General features: G+C 37.0%; 23 protein-coding genes. 6 read left to right on the forward strand and 17 right to left on the reverse strand.

The window, feature by feature from the left end; all coding sequences use genetic code 11:
- Nucleotides 1–87 precede the first annotated feature (87 nt).
- From V7083_RS21505 to V7083_RS21515, 3 genes are all read right to left on the reverse strand, one after another.
- Complete coding sequence (locus tag V7083_RS21505) at nt 88–810, reverse strand: EcsC family protein (RefSeq protein WP_335481912.1); 723 nt, start codon at nt 808–810, stop codon at nt 88–90.
- Nucleotides 811–900: 90 nt separating this feature from the next.
- A complete protein-coding gene (locus V7083_RS21510) occupies nt 901–2115 on the reverse strand; it encodes an ABC transporter permease (RefSeq protein ID WP_335481915.1) in 1215 nt (404 codons plus the stop codon).
- Nucleotides 2108–2848, reverse strand: a complete 741-nt coding sequence (locus V7083_RS21515) for an ABC transporter ATP-binding protein (RefSeq protein ID WP_335481918.1) — start codon at nt 2846–2848, stop codon at nt 2108–2110. Before V7083_RS21515 ends, V7083_RS21510 begins: the two co-directional genes overlap by 8 nt.
- 571 nt (nt 2849–3419) lie before the next feature.
- Between V7083_RS21515 and V7083_RS21520 the strand changes: the two genes are divergently transcribed.
- On the forward strand, nt 3420–3839 hold the full coding sequence (locus V7083_RS21520) for an HIT family protein (protein ID WP_335481922.1): 420 nt from the start codon (nt 3420–3422) through the stop codon (nt 3837–3839).
- Nucleotides 3840–3980: 141 nt separating this feature from the next.
- On the forward strand, nt 3981–4508 hold the full coding sequence (locus V7083_RS21525; RefSeq protein WP_335481925.1) for a tryptophan transporter: 528 nt from the start codon (nt 3981–3983) through the stop codon (nt 4506–4508).
- A gap of 60 nt (nt 4509–4568) precedes the next feature.
- Here the strand turns inward: V7083_RS21525 and V7083_RS21530 are convergent, their stop codons facing one another.
- On the reverse strand, nt 4569–4760 hold the full coding sequence (locus V7083_RS21530) for a hypothetical protein (protein ID WP_335481928.1): 192 nt from the start codon (nt 4758–4760) through the stop codon (nt 4569–4571).
- A 285-nt stretch (nt 4761–5045) separates the two neighbouring features.
- Between V7083_RS21530 and V7083_RS21535 the strand changes: the two genes are divergently transcribed.
- Nucleotides 5046–5621, forward strand: a complete 576-nt coding sequence (locus tag V7083_RS21535; protein WP_335481931.1) for an HTH-type transcriptional regulator Hpr — start codon at nt 5046–5048, stop codon at nt 5619–5621.
- 6 nt (nt 5622–5627) lie between these two features.
- Here V7083_RS21535 and V7083_RS21540 read toward each other — a convergent pair whose 3' ends face one another.
- Nucleotides 5628–5966: a DUF1878 family protein gene (locus tag V7083_RS21540; protein WP_335481934.1), complete on the reverse strand. Its 339-nt coding sequence runs from the start codon at nt 5964–5966 to the stop codon at nt 5628–5630.
- Between the two features lie 193 nt (nt 5967–6159).
- Here V7083_RS21540 and V7083_RS21545 point away from each other — a divergent pair, with 193 nt between their 5' ends.
- Nucleotides 6160–6339: a hypothetical protein gene (locus tag V7083_RS21545; protein ID WP_335481938.1), complete on the forward strand. Its 180-nt coding sequence runs from the start codon at nt 6160–6162 to the stop codon at nt 6337–6339.
- 70 nt (nt 6340–6409) lie between these two features.
- Here V7083_RS21545 and V7083_RS21550 read toward each other — a convergent pair whose 3' ends face one another.
- A complete protein-coding gene (locus V7083_RS21550; RefSeq protein ID WP_335481941.1) occupies nt 6410–6502 on the reverse strand; it encodes a YjcZ family sporulation protein in 93 nt (30 codons plus the stop codon).
- Between the two features lie 205 nt (nt 6503–6707).
- On the opposite strand from V7083_RS21550, the gene V7083_RS21555 reads away from it, so the two are divergent.
- A complete protein-coding gene (locus V7083_RS21555; RefSeq protein WP_335481944.1) occupies nt 6708–7574 on the forward strand; it encodes a peptidylprolyl isomerase in 867 nt (288 codons plus the stop codon).
- 46 nt (nt 7575–7620) lie between these two features.
- On the opposite strand, the gene V7083_RS21560 is transcribed toward V7083_RS21555, so the two are convergent.
- The 6 genes from V7083_RS21560 to V7083_RS21585 all read right to left on the reverse strand — a co-directional run bounded on the left by V7083_RS21560 (nt 7621) and on the right by V7083_RS21585 (nt 15403).
- Entirely contained in the window at nt 7621–7809 is a 189-nt protein-coding gene (locus V7083_RS21560; protein WP_335481947.1) for a sporulation YhaL family protein, read from the reverse strand.
- A 102-nt stretch (nt 7810–7911) separates the two neighbouring features.
- A complete protein-coding gene (gene yhaM, locus V7083_RS21565) occupies nt 7912–8856 on the reverse strand; it encodes a 3'-5' exoribonuclease YhaM (protein WP_335481950.1) in 945 nt (314 codons plus the stop codon).
- Nucleotides 8857–8908: 52 nt separating this feature from the next.
- Entirely contained in the window at nt 8909–11911 is a 3003-nt protein-coding gene (locus tag V7083_RS21570) for an ATP-binding protein (RefSeq protein WP_335481952.1), read from the reverse strand.
- Nucleotides 11912–11926: 15 nt separating this feature from the next.
- Nucleotides 11927–13147: a metallophosphoesterase family protein gene (locus V7083_RS21575; protein ID WP_335481954.1), complete on the reverse strand. Its 1221-nt coding sequence runs from the start codon at nt 13145–13147 to the stop codon at nt 11927–11929.
- A gap of 113 nt (nt 13148–13260) precedes the next feature.
- Entirely contained in the window at nt 13261–14511 is a 1251-nt protein-coding gene (locus tag V7083_RS21580) for an ABC transporter permease (RefSeq protein WP_335481956.1), read from the reverse strand.
- A complete protein-coding gene (locus V7083_RS21585; RefSeq protein ID WP_335481958.1) occupies nt 14504–15403 on the reverse strand; it encodes an ABC transporter ATP-binding protein in 900 nt (299 codons plus the stop codon). Before V7083_RS21585 ends, V7083_RS21580 begins: the two co-directional genes overlap by 8 nt.
- Nucleotides 15404–15531: 128 nt before the next feature.
- Between V7083_RS21585 and V7083_RS21590 the strand changes: the two genes are divergently transcribed.
- Entirely contained in the window at nt 15532–15717 is a 186-nt protein-coding gene (locus tag V7083_RS21590; protein ID WP_335481959.1) for a YhzD family protein, read from the forward strand.
- A 35-nt stretch (nt 15718–15752) separates the two neighbouring features.
- Here the strand turns inward: V7083_RS21590 and V7083_RS21595 are convergent, their stop codons facing one another.
- From V7083_RS21595 to V7083_RS21615, 5 genes are all read right to left on the reverse strand, one after another.
- The gene (locus V7083_RS21595; protein ID WP_335481962.1) at nt 15753–16442 is read right to left on the reverse strand and encodes a Crp/Fnr family transcriptional regulator; all 690 of its coding nucleotides are present in this window, start codon (nt 16440–16442) and stop codon (nt 15753–15755) included.
- A gap of 34 nt (nt 16443–16476) precedes the next feature.
- Complete coding sequence (locus tag V7083_RS21600) at nt 16477–16947, reverse strand: flavodoxin (RefSeq protein ID WP_335481964.1); 471 nt, start codon at nt 16945–16947, stop codon at nt 16477–16479.
- Between the two features lie 14 nt (nt 16948–16961).
- On the reverse strand, nt 16962–18845 hold the full coding sequence (locus V7083_RS21605) for a heavy metal translocating P-type ATPase (RefSeq protein WP_335481966.1): 1884 nt from the start codon (nt 18843–18845) through the stop codon (nt 16962–16964).
- The gene (locus V7083_RS21610; protein ID WP_335481968.1) at nt 18842–19075 is read right to left on the reverse strand and encodes a heavy-metal-associated domain-containing protein; all 234 of its coding nucleotides are present in this window, start codon (nt 19073–19075) and stop codon (nt 18842–18844) included. The genes V7083_RS21605 and V7083_RS21610 overlap by 4 nt, the downstream gene beginning before the upstream one ends.
- Nucleotides 19076–19217: 142 nt before the next feature.
- On the reverse strand, nt 19218–20009 hold the full coding sequence (locus tag V7083_RS21615) for an enoyl-CoA hydratase (protein WP_335481970.1): 792 nt from the start codon (nt 20007–20009) through the stop codon (nt 19218–19220).
- Nucleotides 20010–20053 lie beyond the last annotated feature (44 nt).

Consider the following 20053-nt stretch of genomic DNA (forward strand, 5'->3'; position numbering starts at 1 on the left):
AAAGACATCCCACTCCACTTTTTACCAATCTATATCTTTCATCCAAATACAATGGATCCACATTGCAAAGAAACCCCCTGAACTCTCCTATAGTTCAGGGGGTTTTCCCAATAACCGCAGTCGATAGGCGTTCATCGCGGTCTCACCTAAATGCTTTAGCAGATTGTTATTGGCATAGGCACCAACAAAAGCGCCAATTCCAGGTACGAGCTGCAGCATTTTTGCCAAGTCAATATAATCACGGTACTCCTGTTGAAACTTGCGCCAGTCCATATCGGCAAGGACTTGCTTTCGGCTATCCCAATTCTCAATTTCCTCTAGTGTATTTCTACGGATTTCATCACTAGAAAAAGCAAGCTGAAATATATGAAGAATAAATAATCTTTCCTCGTATTCCTTTGTATCAAAACCATAAATTGCAGCAGCCTCAAACAGAAATTTCATCTTGATGGTCAGCAGTAATGGGAAATCAGCTAATCCAAGTAAAATTCCGCCTGCCCCAGTCCCAGCCCCTTCAATCATGGCTGTTTTTTGAAAAGCAGATATTTTTTTTCGAATCCCTTCATCCCTTTGCTCCAAGGTTAGCCCCTGTCCCTGACTTTTTTCGGTGGTAACGTTCGAACCAAACAAAGTAGCTTTTACCATCCCCTTGATGCTCTCAGTCATTACCTCATGCACTTTTTCAGGAATCCACTCATTGATCTTACCTTGAGCCTTTTTAGAAAGCCGGTTCATCATCCCTGAACGCCGCGTTATCTTATGCTTCCATTCTTGTACTTCATCATACACTTTCAGTTCATACTCATTCATCCCAATCCCCCGCCTTTATCATTCATGTATCGATAAATACGGAGAAACATGCCTAAAGGTTTCGAAAAAATAACCTTTTAAAAATAGGAACTATTTTCTATTTAAACGATTTTTGCTGTATACATACACGAATGCCCAACTGAACAAGAGCCCGCCTATCCACTCGACCAAAGCAAGGACTATTTCACCTTTTACTACAATAAACAAAGCAAAGATGCTCGTCTGGATTGACATGATCATCATTAATAACGAGTGAAAAGCAGTCATTTTATATTTCATTTCAACAGGGTACAAATCGACCCATAGTTTATTTTGATGGTGGTTCCATAGTGGGATTAACTGGAAGCCGGTTAGATATAAAAATAATATCCCTAATAAAATTTGGCCCCATCCAAACGTAATAAAATAAATAGCTACAGCGCCGATCACGGTTAACCGGATAAATAAGCCCAAGTAGTCAGATGACCGTAAAAACGTGCGTGAATATAAATAAAGATAGGTTTTGTCTTGAGCAAAGCGGATGCCCGTTAAAAGAAAATCGAGCCACTTCCTCCTCTTCACCGTTTCCTTTAATTTTGGAACATCAGTAAACAGGTTGGCCAAGCGGTAAAACGACGCCATTCTTTTTTCTTCCTGATCTATTAACAAATCCCATTTTAACCCCATTTTTCTCGTCCGAACATAAAAAGTTCGCCAATAGATAAGCATGATAATTCCAATGGCTAAAAGGATCAAAAAGTTAGCCTGCTTTAGTAAGAGAAATAAGAAGGTTGTATTTACCAAATAACGAACAACAAGGTCCCATCTATGTACGGCTGCTTGCACAAAATATTGAATCTGCCAGCTGGCTGCCATATTCCACGTTTTTATTACCAAAATGACAATAAAAATTGGCAGAAATAACCTAAAGCCACTACTGCTGATACGGGCATACATTGGCATTAGGACCGCCAATACCATTAAAAGGATATACCCTTGAAAAACCAGGCTGATGATACCTGAGCGCAGAAAATAACCTTTCAATTTTTCTTCGAGCGGAAGGATAAACACCTTGTCCGCTTCCAGTAAAAAATTATATACAGGACTATGAGTCATAAATAAACCGATAATGACCGCCATGATGATTTCCACAGGAAAATCTTGCGATAAATTTTTTACCCATTGTTGATAATAATAGGCTCCACTGCCAATTAAAAAGAGTAGAACAATGACTAAATGGCCGTTAAAGATATACTTTAGATAATTGGATACTTCTTTAAAATTTGCTCCTGCCCGATCCTTCCACCACTTTTTATCATCAAACATATTTTTCTTCCTTCGTCAATTGAATATAGATATCATCCAACGATGCCCCTGGCATAGAAAATTGTTCTCTCAATTCCATCAGTGTCCCTTTTGCCCGAATTTTCCCTTCATGTAAAATGACAAAGCGATCACAATATTTTTCAGCAGTTGCCAAAATATGGGTCGACATCAAAATCCCGGCACCATTTTCTTTCATCTTTTTCATTAAATCTAACAAGGATTGGATTCCCAATGGATCCAGTCCGACAAATGGCTCATCCACAATATAAAGCGATGGCTGTACAAGAAAAGCACACATTATCATAACCTTCTGTTTCATTCCTTTGGAAAAATGAGAAGGAAACCAGTTTAAACGTTTTTCCATCCGAAATTCTGTCAATAAGGAAGCAATCCGTTGTTCGTAAACAGACTTCTCTAATCCGTATGCCATTGCAGTTAACTTTAAATGTTCAGCTAAAGTTAATTCTTCGTACAGTACCGGGGTTTCCGGAACAAAGGTAAACATTTTTCGATACGTTTCTTTACCTTCAATAAAGGATTTTCCATTTATTTTTATGACACCTTGGTGCGGCTCCATTAATCCAATAATATGTTTGATGGTAGTACTTTTCCCGGCTCCATTCAGACCAATTAGCCCGACCAGTTCACCTGCTTTTACTTCAAAGGAAACATCTTTTAACACGGGATTTCTTGTATAACCGCCAACCAGATTTTCAATCGATAATAAAGACATTCACAACGTCCTTCCGTTAGCTTGTTTATTATATATTTTAGCAAAATGTTTCTAAGAAAAAAATTTAATTGTATATTTCTTTTGGAAACGGACATCATAATATTCGAAGGGGATATCCACTTGATGAAGTGATTCATCGAAAACTTGAAATGAGGTGTCTACCAAAGACAGTTTCTTTTCAAAAAGGTCTAGCTTCTAAAACGTTTCAAATAAGGAGATGGTTGTGTTGTACCAAGTGCAAAGTAACCATTTAGAGTTCAATTAACACCAATGTTTTTGGAAAAAAAACTAAAAATGAGGTGTTTGTCGCAGATCACCATTTGTTTTAGAGGTCGTATTTACCGATAAAAACAAACAGGGGATGGTCAGCTTGAACAAAGATGTTTCTTTATCATAACACTCTAATGAAAAAATGAGGTGTTTATCAAAGAACACTCCTGAAAAACGTCCATTTTTGAAGCAGTTCCCCTTCGGGAAGGCGGGATTCCAAGCGAATCCTGCCTTTTTCTTTTTTCCCTTAAAGTTCTATGGTAAAATAATACAAACTATTTTAAGAAAGGTTGTGTAGTAAATGAGCGATTGTATTTTTTGTAAAATTGTTAATGGAGAAATTCCTTCGGCTAAAGTATTTGAAAATGATCATGTTCTTGCCTTTTTAGATATCAGCCAAGTGACCAAAGGACATACATTGGTTATTCCAAAGGTACATAAAGAAAATCTATTTGAGCTAACTCCTGAGATCGCCCGTAATATATTCGAAGTGGTTCCGGAAATTTCCAATGCCATCAAAACAGAATTCGAACCGATCGGCTTAAATTCTGTTAATAATAACGGTGCCGAAGCAGGTCAATCTGTATTTCACTTTCACTTGCATTTAATTCCAAGGTATGGAAAAGGTGATGGGTTTGGTGCTGTTTGGAAAAACAATCAAAGTGATTACACACCACAGAAATTAAAAGAAATGGCTGAAAGTATTTCCAAACATCTTTAAATAATTTTATAATTATCTGAAAATTATTTCTTTATTAAATTTACATTCTTATGGTATAATGTTCATAAGTTCTTCGCTGTAGGCAATTAGAGCACTGCAGGAGGAAAATTTTAGATTAGATTAGTTGAGGAGAGAAGAGAAATGAATACGAAAAATCTTGTTGTCTTATCACTTTTAGCAGGAATTGGGGTAGTTTTACACACAGTCATGCCGGCATTTTTAACAATTAAACCTGATATGATGCTTGCAATGATGTTCCTTGGGATTATATTAATTCCGGAAATAAAAAGTGTATTGCTTTTGTCCATTGTAACCGGGGTTCTATCTGCATTAACAACCGGGTTTCCTGGCGGCCAAATTCCAAACATTATTGATAAGCCAATCACAGCATTAGTTTTCTTTGGATTATTTTTAGCTTTGAAGAAATTTCAAAAGAGCATTATTAGTGTCGCTGTATTAACGGCAATCGGAACGGCTGTTTCCGGCTCGGTCTTTTTGACAGCTGCATACTTTATCGTAGGTCTACCAGCTTCTTTCACCGCACTTTTTGCTGCTGGGGTTTTACCTGCTGTTGCCCTTAACACGATCACTATGGTTATTTTGTACCCAGTGGCTCAATCCATTGTAAAAAGAACTAAATTAACATCAACTTCCGCTATTCAAAAATAACCGGCGGGATCCTGATTAAGAAAAGAACCCCCTTAGGGTTCTTTTCTTAGATTAAGCAGTTTATGAAAAATAGACTAGCATAAAAGCTATTAGTAAGCAGATTCCACCTGAACCTGCCAATTTTAATGCACGTTTCTTAATCACTTGTTTGGGCGGATAAACACCTGGTCTTGTTAAATCTAATAATAATTTACCTGTACCAAATAGAAGAACCGCACTTAATATAAACAAAATTACAGTTATGCTCTTCATTTTGTTCCCCCTGCAGGATATAAGATTCAAATAATGCTGTAACTATTTATATGAAGGATCGTCCATTCCTATGAAGATGTTTCATATATATTATTTAAAAAAATTATTTTATAAACAAGCTGTCGTTATGTGTAGGAGGTAGATAAAATAAAGAAAGATAACTTTTACTAGGTTCATTTTTAAATAAAATAATAATTTCTAAAATTTTGTGAATTTTTTCTTTATTATTTTTTATTTTATTGGCATAATGATAGTAGAGTAATATAAAAGTAGGTGAAAATGGGGATGTCAGAGAAACAATATTCAATGAAGGAAGCGATGCTTTTTAGCCAAAGAATTGCCCAATTAAGTAAAGCCCTATGGAAATCAATCGAAAAAGATTGGCAGCAATGGATTAAACCGTTTGATTTAAATATTAACGAACACCACATTTTATGGATTGCTTACCACCTTAATGGCGCTTCCATCTCAGATGTTGCTAAATTCGGTGTGATGCATGTCTCAACAGCTTTTAATTTTTCAAAAAAATTAGAAGAAAGAGGTTTGTTGAAATTTTCCAAAAAGGAAAACGATAAGCGTAATACCTACGTCCAGCTTACACCAGAGGGCGAAGAGATTTTACTTCAACTAATGGAGACCTACCATCCAAATAGTAATGCTGTCTTTGCTGGTGCCTTACCGCTACGTGACTTATATGGCAAGTTTCCTGATATTATTGAAATGATGGCGATTGTCCGTAACATTTATGGTGATGATTTTATGGAGATCTTTGAACGTTGTTTTAATAATATTGAAAGTAAATTTGTTGAGGAAAACGGTAAACTCAAAAAATCTGAAAAAACCGAAGAGGAGCTTGCTTAAGCTCCTTTATGTGTATTTTGCAAGTTCCTTAAACAGCGGTTCACAAATTTTTTGCGTAAAACAAGCCTGGATCACACTTCTGATTTCTAGTTTCTCGGGTAATCCGGCAGCTAACTCTAGATAAAGCGGATGAAAATACACATATCCTTCCGTTCTTTGTTCTTCTAATTTTTTGCTCAATTCGTCACACAGAGTTAGGAACCTCTTTAATTCATGTTCTGATATTCTATTTTCAACTAACAGTCGGTAAAATTCGAGACGTGGATCATCTATAAGCTTCAATAAGAGCCGTTGATGAAATTCAAGCATCTCAATTTTATCAATTAGAATATCATATTCATTCATACATTACCCTCTTTTCCGCCCATAAATAATCTCTTGTTTATTATTCACTTTTTTATGGATGGGGTAAACAAAAAACTCTTGAAAACAGCAATTTATTCAAGGGTTATTTTTCTTCGTTTTTTTATATCTATCTTTTTTTGAATATATTTGGTATTGTAAAAAGGGAAATTGAACAAAAGGGAGGGAATCAAAGATGATCTCCATTTTTATCGTCTTGGCCATTTTTATTTTATTTTATGTAAATAAATTAACCAGTACACTTTGCATTCAAAAAGAAATTCCGGAGGATCGCCAACACAAAGTGTTTCGTACCATTAATGTACTGATTACGATTCTTTTGATTTCATCGTATTTAGAAATTTTGTATACATAACGAAGAACTTGGAATCTCAACTAACAAAAAAATACAAGCGATGAGCATATTCTCATCGCTTTTTACTTTTTTACCAAACCCAAGCAGCACCCACGATAATCAATAAAATGAAAAGAACTACGATTAACGCAAAGCCTGCACCGTATCCACCTGCTGCAGTCATTTTTTTACCTCCTTTATCACTTTCTAAAATATACTATTCACCCGCTTTTCATTTGACTAGGCACTTGTATCAATTTTCGTTAAGTTCTGAAGAAGTTTATAAATTTAGTTAGGGTTATTGAAATATTTTTGCAGTAGTTACCATTTATGTTATAGTAAAGGATGTGGACAAACCCATAGAATTTACTTTTTAGGAGAGATTGTTAATGAAAAAATGGTTATTAGCCTTGACGTTAGCTGGAGGAGTTCTTGCATTAACTGCTTGTAATTCATCCGGATCTGATGCAGTCGCTGAAAGCAAGGCTGGAGATGTAAGTCAACAGGAATTATACAACACAATGAAGGACAAGGTTGGAAATCAAGCGCTTCAACAATTGATTTATGAAAAAGTATTATCTAAAAAATATAAAGTCACCGATGCAGAAGTAAACAAAAAGGTAGCTGACCTAAAGGAACAATTAGGTTCCAATTTCGAGGCTGCACTTGCTCAGTATGGTTATCAAAATGAATCAGATCTTAAAAAAACCATGAAGCTTGGCATGCTCCAAGAGAAAGCTGCCATGAAAGACATCAAAGTAACAGATAAAGAATTAAAGGATTATTACAATAACTATAAGCCAGAAATTAAGGCTCGTCATATCCTTGTGGCTGACGAAGCAAAAGCAAAAGAAGTTAAGCAAAAACTTGACAGTGGAGCTAAATTTGAAGATGTAGCTAAGGAATATTCCACAGATACAGCAACTGCCCAAAACGGCGGTGACCTAGGCTGGTTTGGTTCAGGCAAAATGGACCCTGATTTTGAAAAAGCGGCCTATGCCTTAGATGTCAACCAAATTAGCGAACCAGTAAAATCACAATTTGGTTATCACATTATTCAGGTTACAGATAAGAAAAAGAAAGAATCTTATGCAAAGATGAAAGATCAAATCTTATATGAAGTTAAATCTTCCAAATTAACAAGTGACATCATCAACAAAGCAATGAATCGTGAAATGAAAGCGGCAGGGGTTAAAATTGATGATAAAGACTTGAAAGATGCTCTAAAACCATCAACTTCTGCAACTGGACAATAATGTAATAAACCAAAGAGAGGAGGCCCCTGAAATGGCCTCCTCTTTCCTATTCACTAACTGCATCAGCAGTTTTCCTCAATTCTTTTTCCTTTTCGAGGCGTTCCATATAGATCTCGCCTTCACGTTCAATATCCTCTTGTTCCATCTTTCGTTCATCCCTGCCCGTTTTAATCGCCATTAAGGCACTCACTATTATTCCAACCACAACAGCATAGACCCAAATAGGAATAGTCATATTCTCTTGCTCCCTTCATAATGGTTGTCCACTTTTTACTATATGGATATTCAGTCTTTAAGAGAATATTCCTCCATAAAAAAAATAACCCGCGTTTGCAGGTTATTTATGAAAAACAGGTTTATAAAATGACCGATTATCCAGAGCAAAAATCCGATCTGTAAAATCTCCCGGCTTTACTCTTTCCAAAGCACGGTCCAGCATATTCATTTTTGCATCCAAATTATCGATATAATGAAGTATCTCCGCTTCTTTAATCATTGGTGGTTTAGGGCTGCCCCATTCTGCCTTTCCATGATGGCTTAGGACAAGATGCTGAAGAATCAACACCTCTTCCCCGGTGATTCCTAGTTCTTCAGCTGCTTTGCCAATTTCATTAATCATGATGGTAATATGTCCGAGCAGGTTTCCTTCCAGAGTATATACGGTGGAAATAGGACCTGATAGCTCCATAACTTTTCCCATATCATGCAAAATCACACCAGCGTATAACAAATCCTTATCTAGACTTGGATATAATGAGGCAATCGCCTTAGCCAAATCTAGCATGCTGACAACGTGGTAGGCAAGTCCAGACACAAACTCATGATGGTTTTTAGTGGCTGCCGGGTATTCCAAAAATGCTGTTTGATGTTTCTTAATTAAGTGGCGGGTAATTCTCTGGATATTCGGGTTTTTCATTTCAAAAATATATTGTGTAAGCTTGCTGACCATTTCATCTTGGCTTAATGGTGCCGTTTCGAGAAAATCCTCCAATTTTACATTGTCTGAAGGTCCGGCTTTACGAATCTGCCGAATTTTTAATTGATTCTTTCCGCGGTAACTTTGCACATCTCCAAGGATTTTTACGATATTCTGGGCAGCATAGGTCTTTTCATCCTCATCATTAGCATCCCAAAGCTTTGCTTCAATCTCCCCACTTTGGTCCTGAAGTATTAAGGTTAAAAAAGGTTTACCGTTACTGGCAATTCCTTTTGTTGAGCTTTTGATTAATAGATATAACTCAATCTGTTCCCCGACATCAAAATGTCCAATTCCTTTAACCAACTCATACACGCTCCTTCCCATTAGTTAGAGTATAACATATCGGCCTAATATTCTATGAAATTATCTGAACAGTACCTTTTTCCAGTGAAAGAATCGATTCCTTTTGGAAAAGGGGGAGCAAGTGACTGTGACATGTAAAAAATAAGATCTGATTCGGCTTGATTTGTTGTAACAGATTGATGACTTTTTCCGTTCTTCCTGCATCAAAATTAACAAAACTATCATCTATCATGATAGGGAACGGATATTGATCATAGAGCGTTGTCACAAGGGCTAGTCTAACGGATACATAAAGTTGCTCTGTGGTGGCCTGACTCAATTCATTTGCTTCAAAAAGGGTATGATCATCTCGTTCTACTAAAAATCCTATTCCGATTGGATGAAGATGAATTCTCTGATAATGCCCATTGGTTAGAAAGAAAAAATAATCCTCTGCTTTTTTCAACATTCTCGGTAAGTAATCATTCTTATATTTGTCAATCGTACTTTTTAGGATTTTTTGCGCTAAGGCGTATACCGTCCATTCCTTAGCAGCTTCCTCTAACTCATATTTCTTCTGTTTAAAATGGTGAAGAATATCGGAATAGGTTCCACCTTCTTCTAATAATTGTAATTCATGCTTTATGGATGCTTGTTCTTCCTGCAGATTTTTTAGTTTTGCACGTAATTTCTGTGATTCTTGATTGCATTCACTGATTAATTCATCAGTTTTGTAGACGTTTAGCAGCACTTCCCGTTCTTCCTCTGTTAAGATTGTATAATGAAGCTGTTTTTGTAATGCAGTCAATTTTTCCTTTAGCTCTTCTGTTTTATAGGCCTTTTCGCCCAATTCATAAAATTGATGCTCAGTATCAGTGCCTGCTTCTTGAATTAATTTTTGATATTCTGCTTGTAACAGGTCCAGCTCATTGGCTCTATGCTTGATTTCTGCCTCAAGACCTTGCATCAGTTTCTCTTTTTCTCGGCTCAAAATGAGGTTTTCCTGGGCTTCTTTCAGCCTATTTCGCAGTAAATAGGCTGTATTATGGAGATCCAACCCTTTTTGAGGAAGATAAAGTTCTTCATAGTTCCTCATTTTATTTGCAATAGCCGCCTTTTGCTGGTTAAGTTTTTCAAGTCGGCTCAATAATTGTTCCTTTTCTCGTAAAATGGTTTTACTTTCCTCAATCCACCTGAACGCTTCTAATAAATAAGAAGAAGCAATATTTTCTGGTATTTTCAGCTCCTTGCTTATGACATTGAGTTTTTTCTTATTTTCCGCATAGGCAAGCTCCCATTCTTCATATTTGGCGATAACTTTTTCGAACTGGGCCTGCTGCTGCTCAAGTTTGATGAATAATAAATTCAAATGGTCACGGCATTTACGATCAAGCTTTAATTGTTCTTCCAACTTTGTAATATTTGTAAATGATACATCTTGAAGCCTTTCCTTAAGTTCTTTCTCCTTGTCCAATAAATCATGCATCGTTTTGTCCACGACAATTTCTAAAGGCATTTTGAAACTTTTGACTATAAGAACGGCAAAGAATACAAATGAAATAACTCCAACCAATGCTAAGATCCATTGTTTCGTCAGCAGCCCGGAACAAATCATCACAGCTAAAATACATTCAAAGAAGAAAAACTGAAAACGCTTCTGCTTTTCCGACTTTACTTTAGTTGCTTTTTCCCGTTCAGAAGTCAGCCGAAGAAAATCAATTTTATCCTCGATGGCCTTTAGCTCAGCCTGCAAGTTTTTTAGGTCCCCTTCTTTTACTTGTTTCTCTAAAAGAAGACGGTCTTGTTCTGGTAAACAGGATTTTTGAGCTTTTTGTACCTCTAGTTCCATTTTCTCTAAAGCAGCCTTTTCAGTTTCATACTGAACTTCGAGATCCTGATTTTGATCTGAAAGCCTTTTTGCCAACCGAGAAAGTGCTTCAACCTGATCCCTCATATATATATTGGTGTTTATTTCCAGTAGATCCTGTTCATCAATAGATACATGTAATTTATCTTTCAGTACTTTTAACTTTTCATCAAACTCTGTTTGTTTTGCCTCCAAACGCTCGGTTTCGAGCTTCAATTGATCATAAAGAGGAATTTGATCAAGCAGAGTTAACAATTCACCCTCATTTTCAAGAAGTGCATGATCAGGAACACACGATTTCAACTCATTTTTTACCGTATCAATACGTTCCGACAGACTATTGATTTCAGCTTGGATCGGAAGGATTTGCCCATTTAATTTCTCCAGTCGTTCAATTCCACGGGTGGGAAACTGAATTTCTCCCTGCATAGACAATTCAGTTTTTATCCATTTTTCTTCTTTTACAATGGATTCGATTCGCTTCCATTCGTTTAATTTTTCAACTTTATTTTGAATTTCTGACACCAACTTGTTTGTCTCGTCCATTTGCTGTTGAATAGATGCTTTTTGCTTCACTAATGTTTTATATTCCATATTTTTTGAAGCAACATTTTTTAACTCGGAATTTATTTTGGCAAGTTCCTGTAATTTCTCATTAAGCATAGGCTTTTTCCCACCAGGCTTGAATCTGGCATCTAATTCTTTTTGAAGAAAGTTTTCAGTTCTTGCCAATTGCTCAGTTCCAAGGGTACCAGCTGAAAATAAAAATTTGCCTAAATCCTCTCCCTTCATTTGGTGTATATTTTGCAATCCGTTCAGATTAAAGGAATAGATGGACTGAAATATTCCTTTGTCAAAATTAGCAATTAGTTCTTTCAGTAGCTCCTCGTTGCCAACCTTCCCATTATCCAAGACTACTTTTACATCCCCTGCTGCCTTTCCTTTCACCCGTTCAATCGTGGCATATCCTAATTCTTCATGAAAAACTCTTAAATTACCGCCATATTTCGTACTATGTTTTGGCTCATATCGGAGCTCAGATTGCTGTTTAGTTGGAAAGCCAAAAAGAATAGTATGAATAAAAGCCATAATGGTTGATTTGCCCGCTTCATTTTGTCCATAGAAAACCTGAAAATCGGCAAACTGATCAATCTTAAGATTTTCTAATTGGCCAAACCCATAAATATGCATGGATACAAGTTTCAACACCACACCAGCTCCTTTCTATTGTTGATATAATAAATCAATTAATAATTTCTCGGCCTTCTTCAATAACTCTTTTTGTTCTTCCATTGACAATGGTGATAGAAATTTTTTACCTACATGATGATCATATAAGGAATTTCTGCCAATCCCTGCCTCTTCCAACTGCTCGATCGTTGAAAAAAGCTCTGAATAGAAATTCGCTTCTTTTTTTAACTGCTCCTTATCGACTTCCATCTTTTCCTGAATGGTTAATTCCACAACCCATACGAAGGAATGCTCGTCCTTCTCATCATCCAATAGCAGCTCAAATAACTCTGCTTCCATGGTCCGTTTCTCCTGAACATCTTCTAGTAAAATATTTTTTAACGTGAGATCTAGGAAGGTCCCAATCCCCTCTTTTCGACATTGGTTTATGGTAGATTGACATAAAAAAAGGATGTCCTGTAAACTATCTGCGGAGGAAGCATCTACCTCAATGGTCTCCCACACAATATCCGAAGATTCAATAAAGTCAGCAGTAGGTTCCAATTCTGTCAATGATATATGATAAAATCCCTTTGCCCCGGTCTCCTTCTTATTTCTACCCTGGATATTTCCTGGATAAATGATTGGTGGCATTTCGGAAAGAATAGTTCGCTTATGAATATGCCCCAAAGCCCAGTAGTCAAAATCTTTTTCCTGCAGGTCCTTGACTAAAAATGGGGCGTAATTATCGTGCTCTGTTCCTGCCCCTTCATTTCCATGCAAAATGCCGATATGAAAATCGGCTCCTTCCGTCTTTTGATAGTTATCTATTTTTCTTTCATACACATGTCTAGTCGGATAACTAAAGCCGTAAAGACGTACTGTGACCCCCGATTTAGTCGTATGTAATTTCGATTCTACCTCCGGTTTAAAAATATGAACATTTTCCGGCATGTCAAGATGAACCCATGAACCATTTAAGTGGTCGTGATTGCCGTGAATGACATAAACAGATATCTCTTTTTCTGCCAATTTCAGCATCTCCATACGAAATCGTGATTGTGCCCTCAGACTCCTGTCCTCTCCATCAAACAAATCCCCTGCCAAAATAACAAAATCAACCTCAAGTTTAATCGCTGCCTCAGTGATTTTTTTAAAGGCAGTAAAAGTACTTTCTTTTACTCTGTTAAAAAGCTGGATCGGCAAATGCTGCAAGCCAATCATCGGGCTATCTAAATGGAGATCTGCCGCATGAATAAACGATATCTTTTTCATAAAACTTCCCCTTAGTTTGTCTTTTCTTTATTGTACCACCATTAAAATACGAATGCACGTTCTGTATAATAATATATTAAAAGCTTTACCGAAATCGGTAAAGCTCAAACAAGTTATTCATTTTTTGTTAATTGCAAGGCCTTTTTAATATCTTTAAATGAATTTGATTTTCCATACATGAGGACTCCTCCGCGATAGACCCTGGCTCCAAATACCGCTAAAACAATAATGGTGGCAAGTAAGAGACCTATGCCTACAATTGCTTCCCAAGTTGGAATCGTCAGCATCCCGACACGCAAGAACATAATCATTGGGGTAAAGAATGGGATATAGGAAGTAACAGTGATAAACGATGCATCAGGCTTGCCTAGGCCAAACATCGCAATCATGAAGCCAGCCACCACTAACATTGTCATCGGTGTAATCATCTGTTGGACGTCTTCAATTCTACTCACCAGTGATCCCAAGAAAGCGGCAAGAGTTGCATAAAGAAAATAACCAAGAATAAAGAAAATGACTGCATATACAATCGTAGCTGTAGGTACATCCCCAAATCCATAAACACCAAAGAAACCATCTTTTAACGAATCAAGATTATGCTTGAAAGAGAAATAGCCTACTATTAAAAAAGCTGCTAATTGTGTCAAACTTAATAATCCAATTCCTAGGATCTTGGCAAACATTTGTTTTATCGGAGAAACACTTGAAATAAGGATTTCCATCACCCTAGATGATTTTTCCGTGGCCACTTCCATTGCAATCATATTGGCATACATAATAACGGCGAAATAGATAACGAACAGGAGAACGTACACGAGCCCTCTTGCCTGATTTAACTCTTCCTCTGTTTTTGCATTCTTCTCCAGCGCTTTCTTTTCAAAGGTCACCGGCTTGTAGAGCTTTTGCAATTGATCCTGACTTAGGTTGATTTTAGAAGCGGCTAGCATTGTTTTTAACTGCTGCAAGCCCGTTTGTAAGTCAGTCGATATGGTTGAATCTGCTATGGTCATCGCCTTAAAGGTCGCTTCAGGCAGCTGATCTTGATCAAATCGTAACTGGACCGCCCCAGTGTAATCACCATTTTTTACCGCTTTCTCCGCGGCTTGCTCACTTTTCTTATAATGAACAAGCTCCAGATCTTTATTAATTGCACTCATTTGCTGTTTGAACGGCTTGTATAGCTGTCCGGTTTCATCCAGCACTGCAATCTTATCTTTGCCACCCTTATCAAAAAAATTGATAATTTGATTAATATTAGTCAGCCCTAAAACAATCACTATCGTTAACAATGTTGTAATGATGAAAGATTTGGTTTTCAATTTATTTAAATAGGTATGGAAGAGAATAATCCAAAAACTATTCATATGAATTACCTACTTTCTCAATAAAAATATCATTTAATGAAGGCTCTTCCAGCGCAAATTTTCGAATAAACCCTTTGTTCACAATTTCTTTTAAGATAATTTCTGCTACACTTTCACCTTCAATCTGCAATTCTATCCCCTCCGTGGTTGGCCTGGTTTTGACCACTCCAGGAAAGCCTTGCAAAAAGTCTAATGGAAAATCAGCATGAATAATGAGATTTTTTTTGCCGAAATCACGTTTGATTTCCTTTAAAGCCCCGGAGACAACCGGATGCCCTTTTTGTAATATGCATAAATGTTCGCACATTTCTTCGACATGATGCATCTGATGGCTTGAAAATACGATAGTTGCTCCATTTTCCTTTAATGACAGGACCGCACTTTTTAACTGCTCTACATTTACAGGATCTAGTCCACTAAACGGTTCATCCAGAATAATTAACTTTGGTTTATGTATAACTGCTGCGATAAATTGAATTTTTTGCTGGTTTCCTTTGGAGAGTTCTTCGACCCGTTTATCCTCATATTCAGTTACCTTAAACCGTTCCAGCCACATCCGTAATTCCTTAAGCGCATCGCTTTTGGCCATTCCTCTTAATCTAGCTAAATACACTATTTGATCTCGAACTTTTAGTTTTGGATAAAGCCCACGTTCCTCAGGAAGATAACCAACAAGATGGCTTGTAGAATAATTTATCGGTTGGTCATCCCAAGTAATCTTTCCTTCGCTTGCATCCAGTAAGCCTAGAATCATCCTAAAAGTTGTTGTCTTTCCAGCACCGTTTGCCCCTAAGAAACCAAACATCTCTTTTTCGGGTATCGTTATAGATAAGTTATTTACAGCCGTAAACTGACCAAAGCGCTTAGTTACATGTTCCAGTTTCAATACCATTGGACCGCTCACTCCTTTCTATAGTACTACGATTATACCATATATTGGTTTCGTATTTTCTCTTTGCTAAATTGATGGAATTATGCAAAAATAATAGTAAGCATCTTTTAAAAAAAGGGGTATGTAAAATGAAAACGTATAAATTAACTGTTTTTGAAACAAATGGTGAGAAGCTTTTTGAGGAATCCTTTCAGGCTGAACATGACGATGCCGCAAAGGCACAAGGGGAAAAACTATTATCTGAGAAAAATTTTCTTGAAAAGACCCATCGGTGTACTTCACCCAGTGGAAAACTATTGCTTTTTCATTCCTAAAATCCCTGCCCCTCTTGCATAGTGAGAGGGGCTTTCTAAACAAGTAAAAGTCCATCTAAATTAATAATTTTAATTTTTTTTTGTTTCTTTTGTTCAATATATCCTTGGTTTTCTAATTCAGCTAATTTACGACTGATTGTTTCAGGCGTTGTTCCTAAATAGGATGCTAGATCTTTTTTACTCATAGGCAAGGTAATTTCGTTAGATTGATCATGACTTATACATTCAGCCAAGAAGAGTGCCAATCTTGTTTCAACCTTTTCTGTCGCAAACCTTGTCGTTTGTTTTTCTGATTGCTCTAACCTCATCGAAAATTCTGCCAGTATCTTTAACGAAATCGATGGGAATTTTAACAATAGTTCTTGGAAATCTGATTGCCTAATCATACAAACATCGGTTGCTTCCACAGCCTCTCCAAATGATTCGTGAAAGTCCTTTTTAAATATAGTAAGTTCGCCCGTGAAATCTCCTGGATTTAATATTCGAACAAGCTGTTCTTTCCCGGACTCAGAAAGTCGATAAATTCTAATTTTCCCCTTATTTACAATATAAAGCGTATCAGCCTGATCACCAGCCCTGAAAATAATTTCTCCCTTTTGGTAATTCGCTGATTGAGTTAAGGACCTAATTTCTTCCATGTGTTCACAGTCTAAATGATCAAATATTGGGACTAACGAAACACATGAATGATGACCACATTCCAAATTTTTATTTTCAATACTCACTGTCTCCCACCCCTATTTTATTAATTGTGAAGGATTATGGAGTAACTGTACCGATTAAGCCGAATGATTTTTCAACAAAGGATCTTCCGTATTGGATACATAGCTTCTTTTCCTCAGATGATGGCGCTAAATCGATTTTTAACCCCTTTAGTATGATATCTGCACCTATTTCTGTTAATTTTTCAATTAGAAGATCCACTGCTCTTCCCCGGTGCTCATAGGAAGAACTGCAGGAACCAAAAACTGCTGTCTTTTTTCCACTTAAGTGCAAAGGATCCATTTCTTCATAAAAATCAAGAAACTCATCAGGCAGATCTCCATCTCCCCAAGTGTAGGCTCCTATCAAAATTCCATCGTATGATTGAAGGTCTGCAGCACTTACCTCTATAATATCCTTTCGAACCAAAACAGCACCAGCTTGGATAACACCATCTCCAATTAAATGAGCCATTTCCTCTGTATTGCCTGTCATACTTGCATATACAATTAGTATTTTTGCTTTCATGAATATTAAACCCCTTATCTGGCATGGATATTGTGAAACTTGGTAGTTGTTTGAAACCTAATTAATCTTGTGGCATTCAGAATGACTAATAATACACTTCCTTGGTGAACGAACATTCCGGAAGCCAGATGAACAAATCCTGTTAAAACACCTATTAAGAGAACAAAAGCAATGCATACTGCAAAGAATGTATTCTGTTTAATATTGCGAACAGTAGCTTTTGATAGTGCGTAAGCTTGTGCGAGTTGTGTAAATGAATCCCCCATTAAAACAATCTCAGCTGTCTCCTTTGAAATGTCTGTCCCTCCCATGCCCATTGCTATCCCTATATCTGCTGTTGCTATTGCGGGTGCATCATTAATTCCATCTCCCACCATCGCTACAATTGAGCCCTTTTCTTTTAATTTTTTCACGAAATTCACTTTGTCTTCTGGTAATAATTCTGCGTAATACTCGTCTATTTTTAATTTATTTGAAACTAATTCAGCTGTATGTTGATTATCACCAGTTAAGATGACAACTCTTTTTATTCCATTTTTTTTTATATCATCAATTACCCTCTGTGCATCTTCACGAATCTGGTCAGTAATGGATATAATACCAGCAATTTTTCCATTCAATGCCGCAAAAATAGCGGTATTCCCCTCCTTTTCTCTGGCAACCGCATAGGCTGCAATATCTTTTGAAAAATGGATATTTTCCTTCTTCATGAGTCTTTGGTTACCAATTACTAAATGCCCCCCCTTTGCTTTTGCCCGAACTCCATATCCTTTTATCACTTCAGCAAATTCATATTCGTTTTTTAGGTTCAAGTTTCGAGTCCTTGCTTCCCTAACAATCGTTTCTCCAAGAGGATGTTCTGAAATCATTTCAGCCTGTGCCACTAGCCTTAATAATTCATGAGAATCGATTGATTGAAATGTTTTAATGTCAGTAACCACTGGCTTTCCTTGTGTTAATGTACCTGTTTTATCAAAAATAACAGTATCTGCTTTAGAGAATTTCTCCATTACATCAACACCTTTTACCAGTACCCCATTATTGGCTCCATTACCCATACCAGCAACACTTGAAACCGGAGCACCAATTACTAGGGCCCCTGGGCAAGCAATCACAAGGAAGGTGATGGCCATTTCGATATTTCTCGTTATTCCAAATACTAGAATGGACAAAAACATAATGGATGGTGTATACATCTTTGAAAATCTATTTAAAAATCTTTCTGATTTTGTTTTTGACTCTTGGGCTTCCTCCACTAATTCAATAATTTTCGCAAAAGCTGTGTCCTCCCCAACCTTTTCCGCTATCATTTCAATATAACCATTTTCAACAATTGTGCCGCTAAAGACTGGAATTCCGGCTGTTTTCACTACTGAAACAGATTCACCTGTTATCGTTGCTTCATTAATGAATGCATGACCTGTTACAATTTTTCCATCAACCGGGATCTTGCCGCCGGAACGAATAACCAATCGATCTCCGACCACTACTTCTTCTACTGATATCGTTACATGATTCCTATTACGGATAACCACCGCCTCTTGGGGCGCCATATCCATTAGTTCTTTTAAAGATGCTCGTGTTTTCTTCAGTGTCCGAGCCTCCAGATACTCCCCTAATAAGAATAGGAATGTAACGATGGAGGATTCTGTATATTCATGAATAGAAATTGCACCTATCACGGCCATACAGACCAATAATTCTATACTGATAATTTTCACTCTTAACGACCGATAGGCTTTAAAAAATATAGGAACACTGGCTATTAAAGTGGAAACAATGGCCAAAACTCTTTGTGCCAGGACCATATGCATATGCCCCGCCAAGAAACTGGTGATGATCAAAAAGCCTGCAACAACGATAAGACGGTTTTTATTTTTTGGAATTGCAGCTTTCATTCTTTCACCTTCGAAACTTTGGATGATAAAACCATATATCCTAATCGATTTAAAGTTTCCTTGATACTACCTGCGCAAGTTTTCCCTTCATCAAATTGCATTTTAATTTTCCCAAGATTAAAGTTAACTTTTACTGATTCCACCCCGGCTTTTTTGGAAAGGCTGGATTCTATTTTAGAAATACAGGATGGGCATGTGAATGGTTCTAACTGAAATACTGCTTTTATCATTTGATTCTCCTCCTTTTGGTTATACCCTTATCTTAATGACTCAACCATTAAAAAAACTTGACCAAAATCAAGTTTTAAGTAAAAGTACATAAAAAAAGCAAGTAAGTAAAAGATCACTTACTTGCCTTGCTTTGAATTTTGTTTATTCCCCTATAAACCTAGGTTTTCTCTTTTCAAGAAATGCCGTAATTCCCTCTTTATGGTCAGCAGTTTCACGCATTTTTTGCTGACCGTATTTTTCAAGTTCTAGAATTTTTAGAAGCTGCGGACGATTTTTCTCAGCCAAGATTTTTTTCGTTTTAATCATGGCTAGGACCGGACGGCTTAACCAGTCGTTAATTCTTGTATGTACAGCATCCTGCAAATCTCCATTTGAAACCTCTTGAATGAGACCCAATGACAACGCTTCCTCTGCGGTCATCATTTTCCCATCCCAAATGACTTGCTTTGCCTTTAATTCTCCTAATCTCTTTTCTAAAAAGAAGTGGGCTCCTCCATCAGGAATTAAACCGATTCCGATAAAGTTCATTGCCAATTTGCTGTTTGCATCAGCAATGATATGATCGGTGGCTAATGCCAAGCTGAATCCCAAACCTGCTGCAGCCCCTGTTACAGCACTAATCGTCAGCTTCGGAATACTATAGAGAGTTATAATTAATTCGCTGATATAATCCATCACCGGATAGAAATCGCTTTCATTCATGTTCGAAAGCATGGTTTTGATGTCTCCCCCAGCTGAGAAGGCTCTACCGTTCCCAGTTATAACGACAATATCCACTTCATCCGATTCCCCGATTTCCTTAAGCCTGTAAACTAACCCCTTTATTACATCTACATCCATTGCATTTAGAGCTTCCGGACGGTTTATTTCTACCGTTGCCACACGGCCATCCACGCGTAAATTCACTTTATCTGTTGTAAAATTTAATACCATTTATACCCCTCCTCTCCTTTATTCAATTCCATTATATCGGATTG

Origin of the sequence: Bacillus sp. JJ1764 (genome assembly GCF_036962145.1) — a bacterium.
In the GTDB taxonomy this organism is placed as follows: Bacteria; Bacillota; Bacilli; order Bacillales; family Cytobacillaceae; genus Neobacillus.

Coding starts and splice junctions, on each gene's coding strand:
- V7083_RS21505 (WP_335481912.1), bottom strand. CDS start 810: ATGAATGAGTATGAACTGAAAGTGTATGATGAAGTACAAGAATGGAAG.
- V7083_RS21510 (WP_335481915.1), bottom strand. CDS start 2,115: ATGTTTGATGATAAAAAGTGGTGGAAGGATCGGGCAGGAGCAAATTTT.
- V7083_RS21515 (WP_335481918.1), bottom strand. CDS start 2,848: ATGTCTTTATTATCGATTGAAAATCTGGTTGGCGGTTATACAAGAAAT.
- V7083_RS21520 (WP_335481922.1), top strand. CDS start 3,420: ATGAGCGATTGTATTTTTTGTAAAATTGTTAATGGAGAAATTCCTTCG.
- V7083_RS21525 (WP_335481925.1), top strand. CDS start 3,981: ATGAATACGAAAAATCTTGTTGTCTTATCACTTTTAGCAGGAATTGGG.
- V7083_RS21530 (WP_335481928.1), bottom strand. CDS start 4,760: ATGAAGAGCATAACTGTAATTTTGTTTATATTAAGTGCGGTTCTTCTA.
- V7083_RS21535 (WP_335481931.1), top strand. CDS start 5,046: ATGTCAGAGAAACAATATTCAATGAAGGAAGCGATGCTTTTTAGCCAA.
- V7083_RS21540 (WP_335481934.1), bottom strand. CDS start 5,966: ATGAATGAATATGATATTCTAATTGATAAAATTGAGATGCTTGAATTT.
- V7083_RS21545 (WP_335481938.1), top strand. CDS start 6,160: ATGATCTCCATTTTTATCGTCTTGGCCATTTTTATTTTATTTTATGTA.
- V7083_RS21550 (WP_335481941.1), bottom strand. CDS start 6,502: ATGACTGCAGCAGGTGGATACGGTGCAGGCTTTGCGTTAATCGTAGTT.
- V7083_RS21555 (WP_335481944.1), top strand. CDS start 6,708: ATGAAAAAATGGTTATTAGCCTTGACGTTAGCTGGAGGAGTTCTTGCA.
- V7083_RS21560 (WP_335481947.1), bottom strand. CDS start 7,809: ATGACTATTCCTATTTGGGTCTATGCTGTTGTGGTTGGAATAATAGTG.
- V7083_RS21575 (WP_335481954.1), bottom strand. CDS start 13,147: ATGAAAAAGATATCGTTTATTCATGCGGCAGATCTCCATTTAGATAGC.
- V7083_RS21580 (WP_335481956.1), bottom strand. CDS start 14,511: ATGAATAGTTTTTGGATTATTCTCTTCCATACCTATTTAAATAAATTG.
- V7083_RS21585 (WP_335481958.1), bottom strand. CDS start 15,403: ATGGTATTGAAACTGGAACATGTAACTAAGCGCTTTGGTCAGTTTACG.
- V7083_RS21590 (WP_335481959.1), top strand. CDS start 15,532: ATGAAAACGTATAAATTAACTGTTTTTGAAACAAATGGTGAGAAGCTT.
- V7083_RS21600 (WP_335481964.1), bottom strand. CDS start 16,947: ATGAAAGCAAAAATACTAATTGTATATGCAAGTATGACAGGCAATACA.
- V7083_RS21605 (WP_335481966.1), bottom strand. CDS start 18,845: ATGAAAGCTGCAATTCCAAAAAATAAAAACCGTCTTATCGTTGTTGCA.
- V7083_RS21610 (WP_335481968.1), bottom strand. CDS start 19,075: ATGATAAAAGCAGTATTTCAGTTAGAACCATTCACATGCCCATCCTGT.
- V7083_RS21615 (WP_335481970.1), bottom strand. CDS start 20,009: ATGGTATTAAATTTTACAACAGATAAAGTGAATTTACGCGTGGATGGC.